Source organism: Enterococcus sp. DIV0240d, assembly GCF_051711245.1.
GTDB lineage: Bacteria > Bacillota > Bacilli > Lactobacillales > Enterococcaceae > Enterococcus_D > Enterococcus_D casseliflavus.
Window position 1 is genome coordinate 1,873,647 of sequence record NZ_JBIOMG010000001.1, and the last position, 21,143, is coordinate 1,894,789.

Genomic DNA, 21,143 nt, shown 5'->3' on the forward strand with positions numbered 1-21,143 from the left:
ACTATACAGGAGGGATGATAACTATGGGTACTTTTAAAGATGAAAAAGATGTGATCGTTGGCAAAGCCAAAGAAAAAATTGGTGAGTGGACCAACAATGAAGAACTTGCCCACTCTGGGAAAGAACAAGCACAAGAAGGTCAAATCAAGAAAGAGGACGATCAAAAACGAGTCAATGAACTAGATGATCAAAATGATGAGCGTGATGCCCGCAATGATCGAACCACCCCTGAAAATGTCAGCAGCGAAGAACTACTGCGAGCTGAAAATCCCGATGCAAATAAAATTTCTTCGAATGATCGACGGGATGCAGACCAGCTAAAGCATTACACAGGAATTGAAGATAAATTATAAACAAACATGGATGCCTTCGTCTTCTAGACGAGGCATTTTTTGTTAATGAGACCAAAGAGAGGTTGAAAGACAAACACCTGCACAGTTGACAATTTCTCAACCTCTCATTATAATCCATTAAGATCGCATGGAAAGAAGCAAAGAAATTGGGAGGTGGTCATCAAATGCTTATTTATGCATTGTGTACGACTGTCAAGAAAGTAGAACAGCCGCAATAGGAAACGGAAAATTAGAAAGAAGGCTTTTTTATGATCGAACCTTACCAATTTCATTCAATTAAACATCAAGTATACCAATTAGTACGAACATATCAATCGGTCAATGATCCTCGAACGATCAAAACGGTTGAAACGATGACAAAAGACGCCATAGAACAATTTTTTCCTGAAGAAGAAACAGCACCACAAGAAATTTTAGCTGCTTTCTTTCAACCGGGGATGACGATCAGTCGCAGCAATGAGCTATTAACAGAGCTCAAAGAGTACGTCCGACCCTTTCAGGTACCGACAACAAAACAAATTGAAAAAATGTTTCGGAAAGTAAAAAAACTGAAAATACCTGATTTTGCTTCCGTTGATTTAAAAGAGACCACCTATCTTTCTTGGGATGATAACGGTAGTCAAAGCAAGTTTATGATCATTGCCACTGAACAAGGGTTTACAGGACTTCACGGTCATGTCTCAACCGAGGTCAAGAAAGGAATCTGTCCCTTGTGCCAGCATGAAGGGAATGTCTCGATGTTTCTTTCTCTGACGAAAAGCAATGGTGATGGAACGTATACCAAACGGGGGAACTATATTTGTCGTGATAGCCAACGGTGCAATCAGCAGATGGAACAGCCAGAAAATTTGCATGACTTTGTTTCTTTGCTGCAAATGAAAGATAAATAACGAAATGAAACGGCAGAAAGATTTCTGCCGTTTTTTCAAATTCAAAAAAACAGTAGTTATAACATTATTTAAATTTTGTAATAAATGAACAGAATAAACCACTTTGGCTATTGTACCAACGGATTTCATGTTATAATTAATCATAGAAACCGATGACTTTACGTAAATACGTAAGCGCATAAGAGAGAAAATGAGGTGGAACTATGCAATGTCCAAAATGTCATCATAACAATTCTAGGGTAGTTGATAGTCGACAAGCCGATGATGGACGTGTGATTCGCCGCCGTCGTGAATGCGAAAATTGCGGCTATCGCTTTACAACATTTGAACGTATCGAAGAGGCACCCCTACTTGTCATTAAGAAGAATGGTGCCCGTGAAGAATTCAATCGAGAAAAAATCCTACGGGGGTTGATTCGTTCTGCTGAAAAACGACCAGTGACAATGGATCAGATGGAAACGATCGTCGATCATGTGGAAAGTCGTGTTCGTGCTCTTGGTGAAAATGAAATTTCTACAACACAGATTGGTGAGTATGTGATGGAAGATTTAGTTGATTTAGACGAGATCGCTTATATCCGTTTTGCCAGTGTCTATCGCCAGTTTAAAGACATGTCAGTTTTCTTGAAAGAACTACAAGACATCGTCGAAAAAGCGAAAGAACCACAAGAATAGAGGGGGACAACAAGTGGGCAATAGTTTACCGAATCAATCGTACAAAGTGTTCAAAAGCCGTCCACTTACAACGGAAGGGAAAGACGCCCTCATTTATTTGTATCAACCAATTATTGAAAGTGATGCTTTAGCGTTGTATTTGACACTCGCAAGTGATGTCCAAGCCCAAAGCTTTTCTGGCGAGGAGTCGATGACGACCGTGCATCTAGATATCTTGAATGCCATGAATGCGGGAATGCCTCGCTTCATAAAAGCCAAGCAAAACTTAGAGGGCATCGGCTTGCTAAAGTCTTATGAGAAAGCAGATGCTCAAAACGGGAGCTCGTATCTGTATTGGTTGCAAGAACCGGTCCATCCAGCAGCGTTTTTTCAAGATGAATTGTATGCCTATCTGTTGTTGGAAAGAGTCGGGGAGCGTAAATTTGATCAGCTGGTCAAGCTGTATCAACCAAAGCAGTGTTCCTTGACCGATTATCAGGAAGTGACCCAATCCTTCTCAGCCGCCTATGGGTTAAATACCGCACGTTTTGCTTCACATGAAGAAACGTTACAGGCAGTCAGTGATTCCTTTCAAGAAACCAATGCGAACTTGGTGCTTGATGAAAAGCAGTTGGATTGGGACTTTCTTTTATATGAAGCGCAGCGTCGGTATATCCGTGCCGCTAATTTCACACCAAGTTTTCGACAAAAGTTAGTTCTATACCATTCTTTATATGGCTATGATGTGTTGGAATTGTTGGATTTGATGGCGGACAATGTTTCTTTGACAACAGGCGAGGTCGACCAGAAAAAGCTGGAACAAGCCATCATGAAGAAATCACGACAAACATTTACGAAAACATCAAAAAGAGAAGATCCCCAAGCGGAAAGTCAGTTGCGCCGCTTCAATACCTTAAAACAGCATGGTTTTTCAGAAAATGATGTCTTATTGATTCAAGAAAGTGAGAACAATGCACCGATCGCTTTTCTCAAGGCGATCAAAGCGGAAAAAAACAGTTTCATGACGGATTCAGAACAATGGCTGATCAAGAGCCTTGTCGAACGGTCACCATTGCCAAATAGTGTGATCAATGTTCTGGTTCATTATGTCTTGGTGGTCCAAAACAATGCCGCCTTGTCAGGAAATTATGTGAACAATATCGCCGCCCAGTGGTCAGAATTAAAAATTGGCACGGCAGAAGATGCCATCAAACATGTTCGGAGCCTTGTTCGAAGTGCCAAGGAAAAACGCAGCCGACCACAAACCAGCGGCAAAAAAATCATTCGCGAAGAAAAGCTGCCTTCTTGGGCTGAAAAACCAGTGGAAGAGACAGCCTTAACGCCAGAGCGACAAGCAGAATTAGATAAAAAACTGCAAAACTACTTGCATAAGAAAGCTGGTGACAAGTAATGGAAGATGTAGGGAAAAACTTAGGAAAACTATTGGATAAACGCAATTACCGTGATCAGTTTTCAGCAATGATGGCAGAGGTTTTACAAGATCCTGATGTCAAAGCGTTTATTGCCGAAAATGAAGAGGTATTGACCGAAGCAGATATTCAAAAAAGCTATGCGAAACTGTATGAGTTCGTCCAAGAAAAGCGGAAATTCCGCATCAATGATCCATCCATGATCGCACCGGGCTATGAGCCGCGCTTAGCGTTAAATTTTCATTTTATTGACGTCACCTATGTACCAACGAAAGAACTACTGGCATATCAGAAACAAGAAGAAATTCGCAGCCGCATCAAAGCGATGGATATGCCTAAAGATATACAAGAAGCAAGTTTTGCAGATTATCAGCAAACGCCTGGCCGAATGGAGGCCATCGCAGCTGCCGTTGATTTTATTAGTGAGTTGACAGCCAATCCACAGGAGTTTCATAAAGGACTTTACTTTGTGGGGAGTTTTGGGATCGGAAAAACCTATCTGCTTGGCGCGATCGCCAGAGATTTAGCGGAGGCAGGCTACACGACGACATTGGTTCACTTCCCGACATTTGCAGTAGAGATGAAACAAGCAATTGGCAAAGACCAGGTGGGGGATAAGCTGAATGCAGTGAAAAAAGCCCCAATCTTAATGATGGACGATATCGGTGCGGATGCGATGAGCAGTTGGATTCGTGATGAAGTCTTCGGTGTGATTCTACAATACCGAATGCAAGAGCAACTCCCGACGTTCTTTACCTCGAATTTTACCATGCATGAGTTGGAGCAGCATCTTTCAGTAACGCAACGCGGCGAATCCGAACCATTGAAAGCCAAACGTATTATGGAGCGTATTCGTTACTTGACACAAGAGATCCAAATGACGGGCAAAAATCGACGAAATGATGCCTAAAAAATGACCATTACTGGAGGAAGAAGATGATGAAAAAACAAGTGATTCTAGGCTTGTCCTTAGCAGCAGTGTTGCTGTTAACGGCTTGTGGCAGTCCCGAAAACAACAATGCATCAAGTGGCGATAACACGCCTTCTGAATCAAGTGAGAATGCTAGTTCCGTTACCAATAGTTCTTCAGAGAGCGAAACAACGACGGTTTTTACTGGTATTATCCAAGAAGATGCCCGAGCAGGTTCGGATGATACCTTTCAATTATTCTTGAAAGACGTAGCGGCAGTTGAAGATGAGGATCAAGTCGTCCAAAGTTTTCAAAATGATGGGGTCATTCTCCATGTCCCTATCGAGGCTTATTCAGGAGAGATCGAGGAGTTAGTTGAAGGAGACAAAGTCCAAGTGTCGCTGCGAGGCGTCCCGATCATGACGATGTCGATCCCACAGCAAATTCCTGGTAATTCGATTCAAAAGGTTGAATTAGTGAACGATTAATGCAATGTGCGCCTTGGCAATGGCACCACAGTCAAGACGCACATTTTTTTCTATTTATGGAAAGCGTGTTATACTACGAAAGAAGGAGTGACAATATGAACGAACATGCATTATCGGATCGTTTGGCTTGCGTGGGCGAACAAATTCCCGACCAAGCACGTATCGCCGACATCGGCTCCGACCATGCTTATTTACCTGTGGCATTGATGCTGCAGAACAAAATCACTTATGCTGTAGCTGGAGAAGTCGTTCAAGGACCTTATGATTCTGCCAGTAAACAAGTACGTAAAAACGGGCTAACAGAGAAGATCGTGGTGCGCTTAGCAGACGGATTGGACGCTGTTCAGCCGGAAGATAAGATCGACACGGTTGTTGTTGCTGGAATGGGGGGGACTTTGATTCGCTCTATTTTAGAAGAAGGCAGCAGAAAAAATCGCTTAGCGGGGGTCAAACGTTTGATCTTACAACCGAATGTTGGCGAAAGAACCTTGCGGGAATGGCTCGTTGATCACAATTTTACGATCATTCATGAAGTGCTGTTAGAAGAAAATGACAAAAATTACGAAATCATCGTTGCGGAAACTGGAAAAGCGACGTACACGCCCCAGCAATTATTTTTTGGTCCCTTTTTATTAAAAGAAAAAAATCAAGTTTTTTATAAAAAATGGCAGCATGAATTGAAGCAGCGTCAACGAGTGGTCAAAGAGTTAGAGAAAGCCAAAGAACCACCTGCTGAGAAAATGAATGAATTGAAAGAACAAATCGAATGGATCAAGGAGGTACTGGCATGATTTCTGGTCAAGAATTTATCAAACGCTTTGAAGCATACTGCCCGTTATGGTTGGCAGAAGAAGGCGATCCTGTTGGTCTGCATGTTGGTACATTAAACAAACCCCTCGAGCGAGTCATGATGACCCTTGATGTCCGTCCAGAAGTGGTAACCGAAGCCATCGAGAAAAAGATCGACTTGATCATCGCGAAACATCCACCGATCTTTCGCCCTTTGAACCGCTTGCTGACCGATGATCCGCAACAAAAGATGTTGATGGATCTCGTCAAGCATGATATCGCCGTTTACGCCGCCCACACCAATATGGATATTATTGAAGACGGTTTGAACGATTGGTTTTGTGAACTGCTAGAAGTTGAACCAGATACGTACTTGAAGCAAACCCATCAAGTAAAAATGAAGAAACTAGCTGTATTTACACCTGTTGAATCGGCACCAGCATTGCGAAAGGCATTAGGAAAAGCTGGTGCTGGTCAGCAAGGCAATTACCAAAACACCAGCTATTCATTGATTGGCACCGGTCGCTTTACACCACAGCAAGCGGCGCATCCAGCCATCGGTGAGATCGGAAAAGAAGAACAGGTGCAAGAAGCGAAAATCGAAGTCATTTTTCCAGAAACGATCGAGAAAAAGGTCCTTTCGGCAATGATCGCTGCTCATCCTTACGAAGAGCCAGCTTATGATCTGTATGCCTTAGACAATTTGCCGAAGACCTATGGAATCGGACGGGTTGGCAACCTCGCTGAGCCTCTTTCCATTGATCAGTTTGTCGCACGTGTCAAAGAGCGGTTTGGTTTGACTGCTTTACGGGTTGTCAGTTTTCCTAATGCACCTGAAAAAATTCAGCGAATCGCCATTTGTGGCGGCAGTGGTCAATCGTTTTATTCCGATGCCTTACGCCATCAAGCGGATGTGTACATCACTGGCGATATCAGTTACCATTTCGCCCATGACATGCAAGCCAATGGGTTGATCGGGATCGATCCAGGGCACAACATCGAAAAGGAATGTATTCCTCGGTTTATTGAGAAATTCAATCAGTGGAAAGCAGAAGAGAACTGGGCTGTGACCTTTGTTCCTTCCACCACTTCAACAAATCCATTTGACTATAGATAGGAGAATCTTTTATGTACGAAAATTTATTGCCTCGCTTTTTAAAATATGTCAAAACAGTAACTCGCTCAGATGCGACAAGCACCACAACACCTTCCACCCAAACACAAGTCGCGTTTGCTAAAGAACTGCAAAAAGAACTTGAAGAACTAGGGTTAAGCGATGTTCATTACAATGAATCAAATGGTTTCGTGATCGCAACATTACCAAGTAACGTCGATCATGACGTGCGCTCCATCGGTTTTATCGCCCATATGGATACCGCCGATTTTAATGCAGAAAATGTTGATCCGCAGATCATCGAAAATTACGATGGCGAATCGACCATTAAATTAGATAAAGAAGGAAAATACACATTAAACACAAAAGATTTTCCGAATTTAAAAAATTATGCTGGCGAAACCTTGATCACTACTGATGGTACCACTTTATTAGGTTCTGATGATAAGTCAGGTATTGCAGAAATCATGACAGCCATGGAAATTTTACTGAAAAACCCAACGATCAAGCATGGGGAAATCAAAGTCGCATTTGGACCTGATGAAGAAATTGGTGTTGGTGCCGATAAATTCGATGTGGAAGATTTCAATGTTGATTTTGCCTATACAATGGATGGCGGTCCAGTAGGAGAATTGCAATACGAAACCTTCAATGCGGCGCAAGCTGAAATTACGATCCAAGGAAAGAATGTCCACCCTGGAACAGCTAAAGACACCATGATCAACGCCTTGCAACTAGCAGTCGATTTTCAAAATGCGCTACCTGCTGATGAAGTTCCTGAGAAAACCGAAGGGACAGAAGGGTTCTTCCATTTGATGAGCCTTAGTGGTTCAGTAGAAGAAGCGAAAATGGCATACATTATTCGAGATCATGATCGGAGTCGTTTTGAAGAAAGAAAAGCACAATTATTAGCGGTTCAAGAAAGTTTGAATGCCCGCTTTGATGAACCACGAGTGCACGTACATCTATATGATCAATACTACAACATGAAAGAAATCATCGAAAAAGATATGAGCATCATTGATTTAGCGAAAGATGCGATGAAAGCAGTTGGAATCACACCGATGACAGAACCTGTCCGTGGTGGTACGGATGGCTCGAAAATCTCCTATCTAGGGATTCCAACCCCGAATATCTTTGCTGGTGGAGAAAATATGCATGGACGTTATGAGTTCGTCTCACTACAATCAATGATGAAAGCGACCGATGTGATCGTGAAAATCGCCGAACTGAATGCGCAAGCATAGCAGCAGCTTCTTCATTGAAAGAAAAGAATAACTTTAGGGCTGGGAACTCTTCACGCAGGTCTTGCGTAAGGCCCGGCCTTTTATTAGGATGTGAGTAGGATGAAAATTCTCGTATTATACAACGATACAGCGGGGAAAAGTGAAGCAAAAGAAACAGCAGAAAAATTCCAAGCCTATGTGAACGAACAAGGCGATGAGCATCAAGCGTTCTTGCAGGCCTCAAATCCAGACGTGGATCCAAAAGACGTTCGAGAGGCTGCCAAAAAACACGCAGTCGATACGATTGTGATCATCGGCGGAGATGGCACGATCCATCATGGGCTGCAAACATTCAAAGAAAAGCTGGATGAGCTGAAGATCGGGATCATTCCTGGAGGAACGGTAAATAACTTCGCTCGAATGTTGGGTATTCCAGTCAAGCCAGAAGAAGCGTTTGAGAATATTTTAACAGGGGTTGAACGTCCGATCGATTATGGGATGGTCAATGATCAAGTAATGATCTCGACGATGACCATTGGTCTTTTGGCAGATACCGCCGCCGCAACTTCCCAAGAAGAAAAACAACAGTACGGTCCGTTGGCGTTTATGAAACGGTTCATTCATCTGTTGATCAAAAAGAAACAATACAAATTGGAAATCATTGCTGACGAACGGAAATGGCAGGGGAAAAGTCAATTACTGACGATCGTTATGTCGAATTCAGCAGGTGGGTTTAAGAACTTTGATGAAGAAGCAAAACCTGACGATGGCTTGTTCCATGTTATTCTTTTGCCAAAATTGAATATTTTACGGTTTATTTTGTATTTGCCAAGAATTATTCGGGGTAGAATTGCCAAAGTACCAAGTGTTGAATACTTCACTGCCGCAAAGGTCTCGATCAAAGCGAAAGAAAAAACGGTTCATACTCGGACCGACGGCGATCCAACGGATGATCTGCCAATCGAGATGAAAGTCATCAAGCACGGGTTGACGATGTTGGTACCTGAGGAAGCACAAGAATCAAAATAATGGTCCCTACGATCAATCATATGGAGGAAATGGATGGATGCACTGATTTACAATCCATTGTGGTTTTATTTAATTGCAGTCAATCTTTATCTTTTCTGTCTGATGGGTTATGATAAATATCAGGCAGTAAAACAAGGTTGGCGGGTTCCCGAAGCAAATCTCCTTTTTATGGGGGCGATTGGCGGCGGATTAGGCGGTTTGATCGCGCAACGCGTGTTTCGCCACAAAACAAGAAAGAAGAAGTTTTATTTCTTTTTTGCTTTCGGCACCGTTTTTGCTATCCTGCTGATGGTCTTTTTTGCATAAATTCGGTTTAACAAGCAAGGAGTTAATATGAAAACTAAAGTGAAGTTCGCCCTTAATTTACTTTTACTAGTAGGCATTCTGGGTGTGATGTATTTTTTTGTCCGTAACTCGATGATGGAAATTTTAGCGGGGCTAAGAGAGACCAGCTTTCTCGTCGTCTTACTGGTTATGGGGCTTGGCACATTGTACCTAGTGATTGAAGGACGAACAGTTAAAGAGATCGCAGTGACTTTTCAACCGGAATTCACCACCAAGGCGGGGTTTCTAACCGTCTGTTACAGTGGGTTTTATCGGATCGTGACGTTTGGCGCGGGCACCTTGATCTCAGAGGTGAATTTTTATCGTAAAAATGGTTTGCAGTTGTCACAAGGGGTTGGGGTCACCACCTTACACATGGTGATGTATAAGTTTGCCATATTGACTTATGCGATCGCTGGGTTGATCATTCAATTCTCGTTATTCTATGACAATGCGCCGAATATGATTTGGGTGATATTGGCGGGGATCGTACTCGTCTTTTTGATCATTGCCGCTTTATTGGCACTTTCTGTCAGTATCAACATTCAAGTCTTTTTTGTGATCGTCAGTAATAAGCTGTTCAAAAGTGCGACATTAAGAGGAATCGTTGACAAATGCAACACCCAGATCTATTCTTTGCGAGAAACGGTCAATGCAATCATTACCGACCGGACCGCTTTTTTACGCATCTATCTTTGGAATCTTTTGAAGATGCTGCCTTGGTACGCGATCCCTTATGTGATTCTTGTCGTGCAGCACCCAGAGATCGATTTCTTGTTGACGTTATCCTTCATCAGCTTTGCCGTCGTCTTGTCCGGAGTGATTCCAACACCGGCAGGGATCGGTTCCTTTGAATTTATTTATATGCTGCTTTTTGGTCCATTAGTCGGCACAGTCGATGCAGCATCTTCTATGCTGCTGTATCGCTTAGCGACATTCATTTGGCCATTCATTATTGGCTTTGCATATGTAATGAAAGAAAAGCGCAAAGACATTAGCCAAGAGCTGACAGAGCTTAGAAAAGAAAAAGTGGAAAGTTAAAAAAACGCTTATCTTCGAGTAGAGGATAAGCGTTTTTTTTAGTCTTTCAAATCAATGATCCGATCAACAAAGGATTCATAGAATTCAGCTTCATGGGAAACGATCAGAACGGTTCCGGGAAAAGCTGCCAGGGTTTCTTCCAAATTGTTTTTCGTGTCTTGATCGATATGGTTGGTCGGTTCATCAAGAATCAAAAAGTTGCTTTTGATCAACATCATTTCAGCTAACTTCACTTTTGTCTGCTCGCCACCACTTAATAATTTCAATTCCTCTTGAGCAAGCTGGCTAGGTAATCCCGCACGAGAAAGTTGTCGTCGCAATTCTTTGTTGGTTGCCTTTGGGAAAAGATCCTCGAGGTATTGCAGAGGCGTCTGTAATGGATACTCCCAGTCAAGATCTTGAGAAAAGTAATTAAACTTTGTATGCTGTGGGTAAGAAACGGTTCCTTCAATTGCAGGGATCACACCAAGTATTGTTTTGATCAACGTCGATTTACCGATCCCATTAAATCCCCGAATCGCAATTTTTTCGCCATAGCGGATCGTTAGGTTGATTGGCGATAGTAAAGGCTTTTGGTCATAACCGATCACTAGATTGGTCGTCTCTAATGCCAAGGTCGTAACGATCGGTGCCAAATCAAATCCTAGATGCGGTTTAGGGACATCTTGGGGTGGGGTCAAACGTTCGATTTTTGCCAATTGTTTTTCACGACTCTTTGCCATTGTTGAACGAGAACCAGCTTTGTATTTACGGATATAGCTTTCGGTTTTCTTGATATGCTCTTGTTGTGCTTCGTATTGCTTCATATAACTTTCATTTTTCAGCGTTTTTAGCTTTAATGCTTTGTCTAAATTCCCCGTATACTTAGAAAGCTTGCCAAATTCGATATCAATGATATGGGTCGTGATTTCATTCAAGAATTGACGATCATGAGAAACGACTAAGTAGGTACCAGTAAAGTCCTGTAAAAACTCAACCAGCCATTTGATATGCTCATCATCTAAGTGGTTGGTCGGTTCATCTAAAATCAGCATGTCGGGTTTTTCTAGCAGCATTTTTGCTAAGATCAATTTTGAGCGTTGACCACCACTTAAGGAAGCAAGGGGGGTATCCATGCCGAGAACCGAAATACCTAATCCTTCTGCTAAATCATCGATCAATGTATCCATTTGGTAGAAATTTCCTTGATCCAATTGATTTTGCAATTCGCCGGCTTTTTCTAAAAGCTTATCGTCAAGACTTTCGCCATAAGCAGTATAAAGATCTGCGATCTGTTGTTCTTTTTCGAAGTCTTCTGCAAAGGCAGAGCGCAAAAAATCACGGATCGATTGCGTTTCATCAACATTGACATATTGATCCAAATAGCCCATTTTCAAATTTTTCGGAAATTGAACAAAGCCATCGTCTGGGAGAATTTCTCCTGTGATGATTTTGATTAAAGTACTTTTGCCGGCGCCGTTCCGTCCAATCAACCCGACTTTTTCCCCACGGTTGATTTGAACGGAAACATCTTCGTAAAGCAATTTGTCGCCAAATTGTTGGCTAATATTCGTTAATGTTAACATCGTTTCCTCCATATAAAAAAGCTGTAAACAGTAGACGTTACAGCTAAGTAGATAATCTTACTGAATAACTATCGCCAAAGAGCGATCAAAAGGATCAGGAAAATCGATTGTTCCTGACCAATCAGGACCTAGCATACCATTGCGGCTTCCTATCTGTCAATTTTCATGAAAGAATACTGAAAAAAATCTTGATCTTCGAGGGAAATCTTTTGACCATTACTGACCAATATTGTATAATAGAAGAGTAGAAAAAAGGATGCTGCTTGCAGTGTACTAATTTTTCTGACTACCATTTTGGGAGGGAAAAGTGTGAACCCAGAAAAAATGACGACTACATTACAGAGTGCCATCGCGGAAGCACAGCAGATTGCCATGACGCGTCACCACCAAGAAATCGATATTCCGCATTTATGGAAGATTTTATTGCAAGCCAATCAATTCGGCCGCAATTTTTATACGGATACAGGCCTTGATGTCGATGCATTTGAAAAGGAAGTCGACCAGCTACTAGATGAACTGCCTTCGGTTGAAGGAGGAAATGTTCGTTATGGTCAATCCATGAGTCAAAATCTGTTTCATCTTTTGTCTGAGGCAGATCAATTAAAAAATGAATTTCAAGACGAGTATCTTTCCACAGAAATCGTCCTTTATGCGTTGATGAAATTGAATAATCATCCATTGACGGTGTATTTAAAGAAACAAGGAATCACCGCGAAAGAAATCAAGCAAACGATCGAAACATTAAGAGGAGGGGATCGTGTGACCTCACAAAATCAAGAAGAACAATACAAAGCATTAGAAAAATACGGCGTTGACTTGGTCCAACAAGTCCGCAGCGGAAAAATGGACCCCATTATCGGACGAGACGAAGAAATTCGCGACGTGATTCGCATCCTTTCTCGGAAAACAAAAAACAATCCCGTTTTGATTGGTGAACCGGGGGTTGGTAAAACAGCCATTGTTGAAGGATTGGCTCAACGGATCGTGCGAAAAGACGTCCCAGAAAACCTAAAAGACAAAACGATCTTTTCTCTGGATATGGGTGCCTTGATCGCAGGTGCCAAGTTCCGAGGTGAATTTGAAGAGCGTTTGAAAGCCGTCTTACAAGAAGTGAAAAAAGCCGATGGACGGATCATTCTCTTTATTGATGAGATCCACAATATTGTAGGTGCTGGTAAGACGGAAGGCAGCATGGATGCTGGAAACTTACTAAAACCAATGCTGGCACGGGGAGAATTGCATACGATTGGCGCAACCACCCTTGATGAATACCGTCAATACATGGAAAAGGACAAAGCCTTGGAACGTCGTTTCCAAAAAGTGCTGGTACAGGAACCAACCGTTCAAGATACGATTTCGATTTTACGTGGCTTGAAAGAACGGTTCGAGATCCATCATGGCGTCAATATCCATGACAATGCGCTTGTTGCTGCTGCGACCTTATCTGATCGGTATATCACGGACCGCTTTTTACCAGACAAAGCCATCGATTTGATCGACGAAGCAAGTGCCACGATTCGGGTAGAAATGAATTCGATGCCTACCGAGCTCGATCAGGTCACTCGACGTTTGATGCAATTGGAGATCGAAGAAGCCGCACTGAAAAAAGAATCTGATGATGCATCGAAAAAACGTTTAGGCATTTTACAAGAAGAATTGGCGGAATTGCGTGAAGAAGTCAATACCATGAAAATGCAGTGGGAAACGGAAAAAGAAGAAGTCAATGCAGTTTCCAATAAACGGGCAGAGATCGATAAAGCCAAGCATGAGTTGGAAGATGCTGAAAATAACTATGATTTGGAACGGGCAGCTGTTCTTCGTCATGGGACGATTCCCCAACTGGAAAAAGAACTCGCTGAATTGGAAGAAAAAAACCAAGACGAAGGCATTCGGATGGTTCAAGAGTCAGTGACAGAAAATGAGATCGCCTTAGTCGTGGGCCGCTTGACAGGAATCCCTGTTGCGAAATTAGTGGAGGGCGAACGAGAAAAACTGTTGAAATTAAATGAGACCTTGCATCAACGAGTGATTGGACAAGACGAGGCAGTCGATGCCGTCAGTGACGCAGTCATTCGTTCCCGAGCTGGTCTGCAAGATCCAAATCGACCATTAGGTTCCTTCTTGTTCTTAGGACCGACCGGCGTCGGTAAGACCGAATTAGCGAAAGCGTTAGCGGTCAACCTCTTTGACTCTGAAGAGCATATGGTTCGGATCGATATGAGCGAATACATGGAAAAACATTCGGTGTCTCGTTTGGTCGGTGCCCCTCCAGGCTATGTTGGATTTGAAGAAGGCGGACAATTGACCGAAGCCGTTCGACGCAATCCATACACGATCGTCTTATTGGATGAGATCGAAAAAGCCCATCCAGATGTCTTCAATATCTTATTGCAAGTGCTTGATGATGGCCGTTTGACAGACTCAAAAGGACGCGTCGTTGATTTCAAAAATACCGTCTTGATCATGACCAGCAACATCGGCTCTCAAGTCTTGCTAGATGGCGTGACTGCAGAAGGGACGATCCCAGAAACTGTCGCAGAAACTGTCCGTAATCTCTTGAGAGGACATTTCAAACCAGAATTCTTAAATCGGATCGACGATACGATTTTATTCACACCGCTTAGTCTAAACGATGTGACAGGCATCGTCGACAAGATCATCGCACAGCTTTCACAACGACTGGAAGTCCAAGATATACTGTTGACGATCACTGAAGAAGCCAAACGCTGGATCGCTGAAAATGCTTATGAGCCAGCGTATGGTGCGCGACCTCTCCGTCGGTTTATCACAAGAGAAGTCGAAACCCCATTGGCAAAAGAAATCGTTGCTGGCAGAGTCTTACCAAAGACCCAAGTCACGATCGAACTATTGAACGATCAGCTGGTTTTTGAAAATACGCCAATGACCGAATAATAAAAAGAGAACAAATGGATAAATGCAAAACGATGGTTGCCATTTCATTGGCAGCCATCGTTTTTTTGTCGCTCAACATAAGACAAAAAAGTTCCCCTTGCTTGTTGTTTGGAGGAAATTCGCACTTCGATTATACTGTTCTTATGGAGTAGGAGAGGAATGAAAAGATGAATACTTTTTTTGAAACGTTGAATGAGCGAAAAGGGGAATTGCTGACAGCTGTCTTTGAACATTTGTCATTGTCGATCATTGCGCTGCTCGTGGCGATCGTTATTGCTGTTCCTTTAGCTATTTGGCTGGTTAATCATAAACGGGCAGCGGAAGTCGGCCTACAAATAACGAGTGTGTTACAGACGATTCCATCACTGGCACTGTTAGGTTTATTGATTCCATTCGTGGGGATCGGAACGCCACCTGCATTGATCGCACTAGTTATTTATGCGTTGTTGCCGATCTTTCAAAATACCTATATTGGCCTTTCGGAGATCGATCCATCAATCGAAGAAGCTGCTGCGGCATTTGGTATGTCTCGGATGCGCCGATTGATCAAAGTCGAATTGCCGATTGCTTTGCCTGTCATAATTTCTGGGATTCGCACGGCGCTGGTCTTGATCATCGGAACAGCGACCTTAGCCGCTTTGATTGGCGCTGGTGGGTTAGGTTCCTTTATTTTGTTAGGGATCGATCGAAATGCGCCTGAGTTAACGTTGATTGGTGCGATCGGGTCTGCCTTGTTGGCGATTGTTTTCAGTACCCTGATTCGTTACCTGCAACATTTAAAACCCCGCTATACCTTGATCACGTTGGCTGCAATCATCTTGCTGATTGGTGGGGTTTCCTTCTCACAAAGCGGATTTTTTGCTCCCAAAACCATTACGATCGCAGGGAAACTAGGGTCTGAACCTGATATCTTGATCAACATGTACAAAGAATTGATTGAACAAGAAGACCCAGATGCCCAAGTTGAACTAGAGCCAAATTTTGGAAAAACCTCTTTCTTATTCAGCGCATTGGACAATGGTCAAGTTGATATATATCCAGAGTTTACTGGTACTGTGTTGGAGAGCTTAGTTGAGGTACCAGAAGAGCTTGCGAGTCAAAACCTTGACTCCGACGAAACCTATACCGAAGCAGTCAATCTATTGATGGATCAGTTTGAGATGACCTTGCTTCAGCCGATGGCGTATCAAAATACCTATGCGTTGGCTGTCAAAAAAGAATTTGCTGAGGAAAATGGACTAACCACGATCTCTGATTTGAAGAAAATCGAAAATCAAATCAAAGCTGGCTTCACTCTCGAATTCATTGATCGGACGGACGGATATGCGGGGATCCAAGAACTTTATGGGCTAGATTTTCCAAGTGTCCAAAGTATGGAACCGGCATTGCGTTACCAAGCCATCAATAATGGTGATATCAATCTATTGGATGCCTATTCCACGGACAGTGAATTGCGTCAATATGGCTTAGTTATTCTAGAAGACGATCAGGAACTATTTCCACCTTATCAAGGAGCCCCTTTGATGAAAGAAGCCTTTGCCGAGGAACATCCAGAAGTCGTCCGTGCATTGGAAAAGTTGGCAGGGAAAATCACCGAAGAACAAATGAGTGAAATGAATTATCAGGTCAATGTCGAAGGAAAAAATCCAGCAGAAGTTGCACGTACCTTCCTGATAGATGAAGGATTAATTAAGGAGGGACAAGAATGACACCAATTATTGAATTTAAAAACGTCAGTAAAAAGTTTGATCAAAAACTAGTGATCGATCAATTAGATCTGAGTATCAATAAAGGAGAAATCTTTGTTTTGGTCGGTCCTTCTGGGAGTGGGAAAACGACGACTTTGAAGATGATCAACGCGTTGTCAGAACCGACAGATGGTGATATTTACTTCAAAGAAAAACGCATCAAAGAATACAATATTCAAAAGATGCGTTGGCAAATGGGGTACGTTCTCCAACAAATCGCTCTGTTTCCGACGATGGATGTCAAACAAAATATCGAAGTGATCCCAGAGATGTTAGGGTGGTCAAAAAAAGATCGCTCAGAAGCCGTGGATCGTTTGCTGACACAGGTCAAACTCGACCCAGAGCAGTACCGTCATCGAATGCCGAAAGAATTGTCTGGTGGAGAACAGCAACGGATCGGGATCTTGCGCGCATTAGCTGCCAATCCCGAAATCATTCTGATGGACGAACCCTTTAGTGCCCTTGATCCAATTTCTCGTAATTCCTTACAGGAGCTAGTCCTCGATCTGCACCAAGAGCTTGGGACAACGATTATTTTTGTCACGCATAACATGAAAGAAGCGGTAAAATTAGGGACGCGCATCGCTGTGATGAATCAAGGGAAGATCGTTCAATGCGATACACCAGAAGTCATTGTTTCACAACCAAAAACCGCTTTTGTGAAAAGCTTCTTTGAAGAAACCGGGGAAGATGAAGCGAAACTGGTCACAGCAGGAGATTTGATACGGATGAACTTTTTCAGCAATGACATCAATCAAGCTGACCCGAAAATTGCAGCATCTACGCCATTAAATGAGTTGTATACTTTATTTGCGAGTCATGAGACGTTGGTGATCGAAGAAAATCACCAACTGATAGGGAGTCTACGTCGAAAAGATGTGTTTGCTTTCTTGAGTCGTGATCGAACGTAAACGATTCTTTTCGCAACGAGAAATATCATAAATTTTTTAAAATCGATGATTTCTCTTGCTCAAAGCAAAAATTCCACGTAAGATTGAGGAAGATATCTTTTGTCAAAATGGCAGAACAAGCTTTCGCCGATGACAAAAGATGCAGTAAAGGAGCGAAAGAGCAGCTATGGTAAAAATCCTCAAAGAAAATTGGTTACTGCTTTTCTTTATCGTCGCCGTGGTTCTCATCCGTCTGTTTGTCCTGACCCCAGTTCAAGTCAGTGGCCATTCTATGGACCCAACGTTGGCAGATAAACAGCGTTTGATTGCATCAAAAATCTCCTCCTATGACCGACAAGACATCGTGATATGTGTTGAACCAGATGATCCAAGTAAAATCGCTGTCAAGCGGTTGATTGGTTTACCCGGTGATACCATCGAGATGAAAGATGATGTCCTAACGATCAATGGAGAAGTATACGAAGAACCCTATTTAGATGAGTTTAAAGAGAAATTTGCAGACGATCAATTACAAGACGAATATTCTTATCGCGAAATGTTTCAGCAAATCGCCGCTGGTGCGGAACAGTTTACGGAAGATTTCTCAGTAACGGTGCCTGAAGGCAGCTATTTTGTGATGGGAGACAATCGTTTGATCTCTAGAGACAGTCGCAGTTTCGGGGTTGTAACGGAAGATCAAATGGAAGGGAAAGTGCTGCTGCGCTTTTGGCCATTGAATCAAATCAAACTATTTTAATCAAAAGAAAAAACATTCTTGCCAGTGCAGCGAAAACGATCGCAACTGACAAGAATGTTTTTTAGATGACCCAAGCGACAAATGCAACCATTGAAAAGAACATTGTCCAAACCGCAATAATAGCTGATGCAATAAAAATAATTTTGATTGATAAAGGTTGGACAAATTTTCGAGCATCTTTAGAGAACGCATAGGTGATCGATGAAAAAATCAAGCAGCATAAAATAAAAAACACTGTTAGAACCATAAGCCTCTCCTTTACTGACGCAACGTCAAATGAATAATGTAATTATAACAGACCATGGTTTTTTGGGGAAATAAAAATGATTAAACGAGGGAATTTTTTTGTGGATGTAATCGTTTTATAGGGAAGTGTAAGAAAGGTCAAACCTTGATAGACAGCGAATCTATAAAAACAAGATGTGTTATTTAAGTATTTTTATAAATTTTTCTTTATGAATAAAAGAACAAAAGAAAAAAGCTTGTTGAAAAACGATGGTTTCAACAAGCTTTTAAAGGTCGTTTATGATAATTTTTTAATCCGATAACTTTCAAAGTAATCAGGTTTGCCTCGACCTTGCACATACGCGATCACGCCCATTAAGGCAGCACCAATCGTGTTGGTCAGTAAATCACCCATCGTATCCATCAATGCTTCACGACCGATAAACGGAGTACCATCTAAGGTTGCATAACGTTGGAGGTTCATTCCACCAACAGAATCGCAGATAAACTCCCAAAACTCCCAGAAGATACCACACAAGCCAGCAAAAGCAAAGCCCATCAGTAAGAATAACCAGGGAGAGACATTTGAAACTTTGACTTCTTTCAGTAGCAGACAGATCAATCCATAGCCGACAGCCGTCAAGACCATTGGACTTACCGCATGCAGAATTTTATCCCAGAAAGCAATGGTTTCGATCAAATGTAAGATCGTCCCCATAAATACAGAGATCAGCAAGAAAAACCAATAAAAGTAGACGGTGGCGTTTGGTAGCTGGATCTTCAAGAACTTTTTACTCATTTCTGGGACGAAGATCAATAAAATCCCAAGCAAGGCTTGGACGAGGAAAATCAATCCTTGTGTTTGCGGATAGACACCACGGAAAAATTCCCACAAAGAAAAACAAAACACGAGAATACCAAAAATAGTGAATACCTTTTGCAGTCGCTGATAATTTTGCCCCATTTAGTTGTCCTCCGAAAGATAGTCGGCTAAGCCAGCTAAAAGGGCTGCTTCAGAGGAGTAAATTTCCCCGTTTAGCTTGATCAAACCCACCGTATAAAGATTGACATAGTGGAACTGATTTTCCGCAACGGTTTGTAATGCTGCCAGCTTTTGCTGATTGTCGGCACCTTGTTGGCGACTATCCGTATAAAGCCCTAAAACAGGAATGCCTTTAGCATAAGCGACACCGATCTCAGAGGCAACCCCAGCATCGATGGTCAAACCATCCAGCAATGCGATCATCAAATCACTTTCCAGCACTTTTTCGGTATCTGCCAAAGCGATCATTTTGCTATCCGCATAGGCGGATTTATCATTGATCGCGGCATTTTCTTGAGGTAAATAAATCTCCAGCTGCGGATACTGCTGACGAATCGACGCAACAAGTTCGGCGTTGTAGCGCAGGTCACTAGCAGCAAACAGGGGAGCAGCAAAATATAGTTTCATTCAAAAACACTCCTTAATCATTCATAGTTGTACATTTTGTTGATTCATTGTTTAGAAATAATCGCTGAAATAGGCTTCCATATCAGGGATGATCGATTCCAGTAATGCCAGTGTTTCTGAATCGGTATTTAGCCGTTCCACACGCTCTAAGTAAGCTGGGCGGCGGTAATTCATCAAAAGACAAGACAATGTCTGAATATCCAGCTGGACCGCTTTTCCGATGGCTTCTCTTGAAACCACGATCTCCCCGTGATTGTATTGGACACCGAAGATCCCGTTGTTCCAATCGGCAACTGGGTCGGAAACAACAAAGTGAAAGGGTGTTTGGAAGGCTTCAAATGGGAAGTTTTTCAAAAACTGTTCAACATCGACGATCCGCGCCATGTAATAAGGCTCGATGGTTTCTTTGATTTGGCTATCGTCCAAATAGAAGGACAGGGGTTCATTTGAATAAATGTCTCCTTTGACCCAATAAACCATTGAGAAATGGGCAGAGATAAAATTCCAAAGACCATTGCGGGCTTCTTGATTCAAGTAGAACATTTCCTTTACATGGAAGACTTCTTCGGCTACCCAATAAAAAAGTACACCAGTCGGATGACCACTGGCATTGTAATAGACAGCCGCGGTGCGCTCTTCTTCATTTTCATAGCGCCAATACTCTTCCCAGTGAAAAGAGGTCCGCTGCAAGGCACCATGGTTGTCGCGGGAGAATTGGTTGTAGACAGTAAAGACATCAGGGTCATCCACTTCTTTGCGCTCTACGATCCCAGGGACTTCTTTGGTTTTCGGAAGCTGGGTATCACGAATTTTAAAGGTCAGCTTGTCGGACATGATCTCCCAGCCCTTGCGACGATAGTAGGGCACATTATAAGGGTAAAGGTAGGAGATCCATTGCTGGTCTTCCCGCATCGTTTCTAAGGCAAGCTTGATCAAGTCTTTCATCAGGCCATGCCCGGCATACTCAGGGTAGGTCCCAACACCGGTCACTCCGCCCATTTTGATCAATTTGCCGTGTATATTGACTTCACAAGGATAAACGGCGATTTGCGAGATCAACTTGTCTTCATTGAACCAGCCAAAGACCTTGGAAAGCTCTAAGATCGGGCGCTTAGATTTGATCATTTCCCGTTTGCTCTCATAGCCGCTTTCTTCAATATCCGATTCAGTGATCTGAAAAACATAGCTTAACAGTTCGTTGAACTGATCAACGTCTTTTTCTTCCACCGCTCGAATATGTAGATTTTGATGAAAATTATTGTCCATTCTTTCAACTCCAATTTATTTGCTAGCTCTAGTATAGCAAAACCTGAATGAATATGTCTAAATAACGGTTAAGAAAAATACT

At 42.5% G+C, this 21,143-nt stretch carries 21 protein-coding genes; 16 read left to right on the plus strand and 5 right to left on the minus strand.

The window, feature by feature from the left end; genetic code table 11:
• Window positions 1–14 precede the first annotated feature (14 nt).
• The 12 genes from IGJ25_RS08740 to IGJ25_RS08795 all read left to right on the plus strand — a co-directional run bounded on the left by IGJ25_RS08740 (window position 15) and on the right by IGJ25_RS08795 (window position 10,247).
• On the plus strand, window positions 15–353 hold the full coding sequence (locus tag IGJ25_RS08740; RefSeq protein ID WP_318248581.1) for a CsbD family protein: 339 nt from the start codon (window positions 15–17) through the stop codon (window positions 351–353).
• A gap of 248 nt (window positions 354–601) precedes the next feature.
• On the plus strand, window positions 602–1,243 hold the full coding sequence (locus tag IGJ25_RS08745; RefSeq protein WP_225000803.1) for a FusB/FusC family EF-G-binding protein: 642 nt from the start codon (window positions 602–604) through the stop codon (window positions 1,241–1,243).
• Between the two features lie 203 nt (window positions 1,244–1,446).
• Window positions 1,447–1,917 carry a transcriptional regulator NrdR gene (gene nrdR / locus IGJ25_RS08750; RefSeq protein WP_005226004.1) on the plus strand — a complete coding sequence of 157 codons (471 nt, stop codon included), beginning with the start codon at window positions 1,447–1,449 and terminating at the stop codon, window positions 1,915–1,917.
• A gap of 13 nt (window positions 1,918–1,930) precedes the next feature.
• Window positions 1,931–3,307 carry a replication initiation and membrane attachment family protein gene (locus tag IGJ25_RS08755; RefSeq protein WP_438779247.1) on the plus strand — a complete coding sequence of 459 codons (1,377 nt, stop codon included), beginning with the start codon at window positions 1,931–1,933 and terminating at the stop codon, window positions 3,305–3,307.
• Window positions 3,307–4,236 carry a primosomal protein DnaI gene (gene dnaI, locus IGJ25_RS08760; protein ID WP_005226006.1) on the plus strand — a complete coding sequence of 310 codons (930 nt, stop codon included), beginning with the start codon at window positions 3,307–3,309 and terminating at the stop codon, window positions 4,234–4,236. The genes IGJ25_RS08755 and dnaI overlap by 1 nt, the downstream gene beginning before the upstream one ends.
• A gap of 26 nt (window positions 4,237–4,262) precedes the next feature.
• Window positions 4,263–4,724, plus strand: coding sequence for a hypothetical protein (locus tag IGJ25_RS08765; protein WP_225000804.1), 462 nt, complete (start codon window positions 4,263–4,265; stop codon window positions 4,722–4,724).
• A gap of 95 nt (window positions 4,725–4,819) precedes the next feature.
• Window positions 4,820–5,515, plus strand: a complete 696-nt coding sequence (locus tag IGJ25_RS08770) for a tRNA (adenine(22)-N(1))-methyltransferase (protein WP_015509637.1) — start codon at window positions 4,820–4,822, stop codon at window positions 5,513–5,515.
• Complete coding sequence (locus IGJ25_RS08775) at window positions 5,512–6,630, plus strand: Nif3-like dinuclear metal center hexameric protein (protein WP_280115273.1); 1,119 nt, start codon at window positions 5,512–5,514, stop codon at window positions 6,628–6,630. The genes IGJ25_RS08770 and IGJ25_RS08775 overlap by 4 nt, the downstream gene beginning before the upstream one ends.
• 11 nt (window positions 6,631–6,641) lie before the next feature.
• Complete coding sequence (pepT, locus tag IGJ25_RS08780; protein WP_438779248.1) at window positions 6,642–7,874, plus strand: peptidase T; 1,233 nt, start codon at window positions 6,642–6,644, stop codon at window positions 7,872–7,874.
• 99 nt (window positions 7,875–7,973) lie between these two features.
• Window positions 7,974–8,882 carry a diacylglycerol/lipid kinase family protein gene (locus IGJ25_RS08785; RefSeq protein ID WP_159160594.1) on the plus strand — a complete coding sequence of 303 codons (909 nt, stop codon included), beginning with the start codon at window positions 7,974–7,976 and terminating at the stop codon, window positions 8,880–8,882.
• Between the two features lie 33 nt (window positions 8,883–8,915).
• Window positions 8,916–9,188 (plus strand): DUF1294 domain-containing protein, encoded by a 273-nt coding sequence (locus IGJ25_RS08790; RefSeq protein ID WP_010748207.1) that lies wholly within the window; start codon window positions 8,916–8,918, stop codon window positions 9,186–9,188.
• A gap of 27 nt (window positions 9,189–9,215) precedes the next feature.
• Window positions 9,216–10,247 carry a lysylphosphatidylglycerol synthase transmembrane domain-containing protein gene (locus tag IGJ25_RS08795; RefSeq protein ID WP_225000805.1) on the plus strand — a complete coding sequence of 344 codons (1,032 nt, stop codon included), beginning with the start codon at window positions 9,216–9,218 and terminating at the stop codon, window positions 10,245–10,247.
• Window positions 10,248–10,285: 38 nt separating this feature from the next.
• Here the strand turns inward: IGJ25_RS08795 and IGJ25_RS08800 are convergent, their stop codons facing one another.
• A complete protein-coding gene (locus tag IGJ25_RS08800; protein WP_225000806.1) occupies window positions 10,286–11,812 on the minus strand; it encodes an ABC-F family ATP-binding cassette domain-containing protein in 1,527 nt (508 codons plus the stop codon).
• Between the two features lie 309 nt (window positions 11,813–12,121).
• On the opposite strand from IGJ25_RS08800, the gene clpB reads away from it, so the two are divergent.
• The 4 genes from clpB to lepB all read left to right on the plus strand — a co-directional run bounded on the left by clpB (window position 12,122) and on the right by lepB (window position 18,120).
• Entirely contained in the window at window positions 12,122–14,725 is a 2,604-nt protein-coding gene (gene clpB, locus IGJ25_RS08805) for an ATP-dependent chaperone ClpB (protein WP_225000807.1), read from the plus strand.
• Between the two features lie 167 nt (window positions 14,726–14,892).
• Complete coding sequence (locus IGJ25_RS08810; protein ID WP_438779249.1) at window positions 14,893–16,434, plus strand: ABC transporter permease/substrate-binding protein; 1,542 nt, start codon at window positions 14,893–14,895, stop codon at window positions 16,432–16,434.
• Entirely contained in the window at window positions 16,431–17,384 is a 954-nt protein-coding gene (locus tag IGJ25_RS08815) for an ABC transporter ATP-binding protein (protein WP_005226017.1), read from the plus strand. The genes IGJ25_RS08810 and IGJ25_RS08815 overlap by 4 nt, the downstream gene beginning before the upstream one ends.
• 166 nt (window positions 17,385–17,550) lie before the next feature.
• Window positions 17,551–18,120, plus strand: coding sequence for a signal peptidase I (gene lepB, locus IGJ25_RS08820; protein WP_081117043.1), 570 nt, complete (start codon window positions 17,551–17,553; stop codon window positions 18,118–18,120).
• Between the two features lie 61 nt (window positions 18,121–18,181).
• Here the strand turns inward: lepB and IGJ25_RS08825 are convergent, their stop codons facing one another.
• The 4 genes from IGJ25_RS08825 to IGJ25_RS08840 all read right to left on the minus strand — a co-directional run bounded on the left by IGJ25_RS08825 (window position 18,182) and on the right by IGJ25_RS08840 (window position 21,061).
• Window positions 18,182–18,367: a hypothetical protein gene (locus tag IGJ25_RS08825; protein WP_005226019.1), complete on the minus strand. Its 186-nt coding sequence runs from the start codon at window positions 18,365–18,367 to the stop codon at window positions 18,182–18,184.
• 276 nt (window positions 18,368–18,643) lie between these two features.
• Window positions 18,644–19,309, minus strand: coding sequence for a hypothetical protein (locus IGJ25_RS08830; protein WP_225000808.1), 666 nt, complete (start codon window positions 19,307–19,309; stop codon window positions 18,644–18,646).
• Entirely contained in the window at window positions 19,310–19,795 is a 486-nt protein-coding gene (locus IGJ25_RS08835; RefSeq protein ID WP_010748216.1) for a nucleoside 2-deoxyribosyltransferase, read from the minus strand. It lies immediately after the preceding gene.
• Window positions 19,796–19,846: 51 nt separating this feature from the next.
• Window positions 19,847–21,061, minus strand: a complete 1,215-nt coding sequence (locus IGJ25_RS08840) for a GNAT family N-acetyltransferase (RefSeq protein ID WP_005226022.1) — start codon at window positions 21,059–21,061, stop codon at window positions 19,847–19,849.
• Window positions 21,062–21,143 lie beyond the last annotated feature (82 nt).

Coding starts and splice junctions, on each gene's coding strand:
- IGJ25_RS08740 (WP_318248581.1), top strand. CDS start 15: ATGATAACTATGGGTACTTTTAAAGATGAAAAAGATGTGATCGTTGGC.
- IGJ25_RS08745 (WP_225000803.1), top strand. CDS start 602: ATGATCGAACCTTACCAATTTCATTCAATTAAACATCAAGTATACCAA.
- nrdR (WP_005226004.1), top strand. CDS start 1,447: ATGCAATGTCCAAAATGTCATCATAACAATTCTAGGGTAGTTGATAGT.
- dnaI (WP_005226006.1), top strand. CDS start 3,307: ATGGAAGATGTAGGGAAAAACTTAGGAAAACTATTGGATAAACGCAAT.
- IGJ25_RS08765 (WP_225000804.1), top strand. CDS start 4,263: ATGATGAAAAAACAAGTGATTCTAGGCTTGTCCTTAGCAGCAGTGTTG.
- IGJ25_RS08770 (WP_015509637.1), top strand. CDS start 4,820: ATGAACGAACATGCATTATCGGATCGTTTGGCTTGCGTGGGCGAACAA.
- IGJ25_RS08775 (WP_280115273.1), top strand. CDS start 5,512: ATGATTTCTGGTCAAGAATTTATCAAACGCTTTGAAGCATACTGCCCG.
- pepT (WP_438779248.1), top strand. CDS start 6,642: ATGTACGAAAATTTATTGCCTCGCTTTTTAAAATATGTCAAAACAGTA.
- IGJ25_RS08785 (WP_159160594.1), top strand. CDS start 7,974: ATGAAAATTCTCGTATTATACAACGATACAGCGGGGAAAAGTGAAGCA.
- IGJ25_RS08790 (WP_010748207.1), top strand. CDS start 8,916: ATGGATGCACTGATTTACAATCCATTGTGGTTTTATTTAATTGCAGTC.
- IGJ25_RS08795 (WP_225000805.1), top strand. CDS start 9,216: ATGAAAACTAAAGTGAAGTTCGCCCTTAATTTACTTTTACTAGTAGGC.
- IGJ25_RS08800 (WP_225000806.1), bottom strand. CDS start 11,812: ATGTTAACATTAACGAATATTAGCCAACAATTTGGCGACAAATTGCTT.
- IGJ25_RS08810 (WP_438779249.1), top strand. CDS start 14,893: ATGAATACTTTTTTTGAAACGTTGAATGAGCGAAAAGGGGAATTGCTG.
- IGJ25_RS08815 (WP_005226017.1), top strand. CDS start 16,431: ATGACACCAATTATTGAATTTAAAAACGTCAGTAAAAAGTTTGATCAA.
- lepB (WP_081117043.1), top strand. CDS start 17,551: ATGGTAAAAATCCTCAAAGAAAATTGGTTACTGCTTTTCTTTATCGTC.
- IGJ25_RS08825 (WP_005226019.1), bottom strand. CDS start 18,367: ATGGTTCTAACAGTGTTTTTTATTTTATGCTGCTTGATTTTTTCATCG.
- IGJ25_RS08830 (WP_225000808.1), bottom strand. CDS start 19,309: ATGGGGCAAAATTATCAGCGACTGCAAAAGGTATTCACTATTTTTGGT.
- IGJ25_RS08835 (WP_010748216.1), bottom strand. CDS start 19,795: ATGAAACTATATTTTGCTGCTCCCCTGTTTGCTGCTAGTGACCTGCGC.
- IGJ25_RS08840 (WP_005226022.1), bottom strand. CDS start 21,061: ATGGACAATAATTTTCATCAAAATCTACATATTCGAGCGGTGGAAGAA.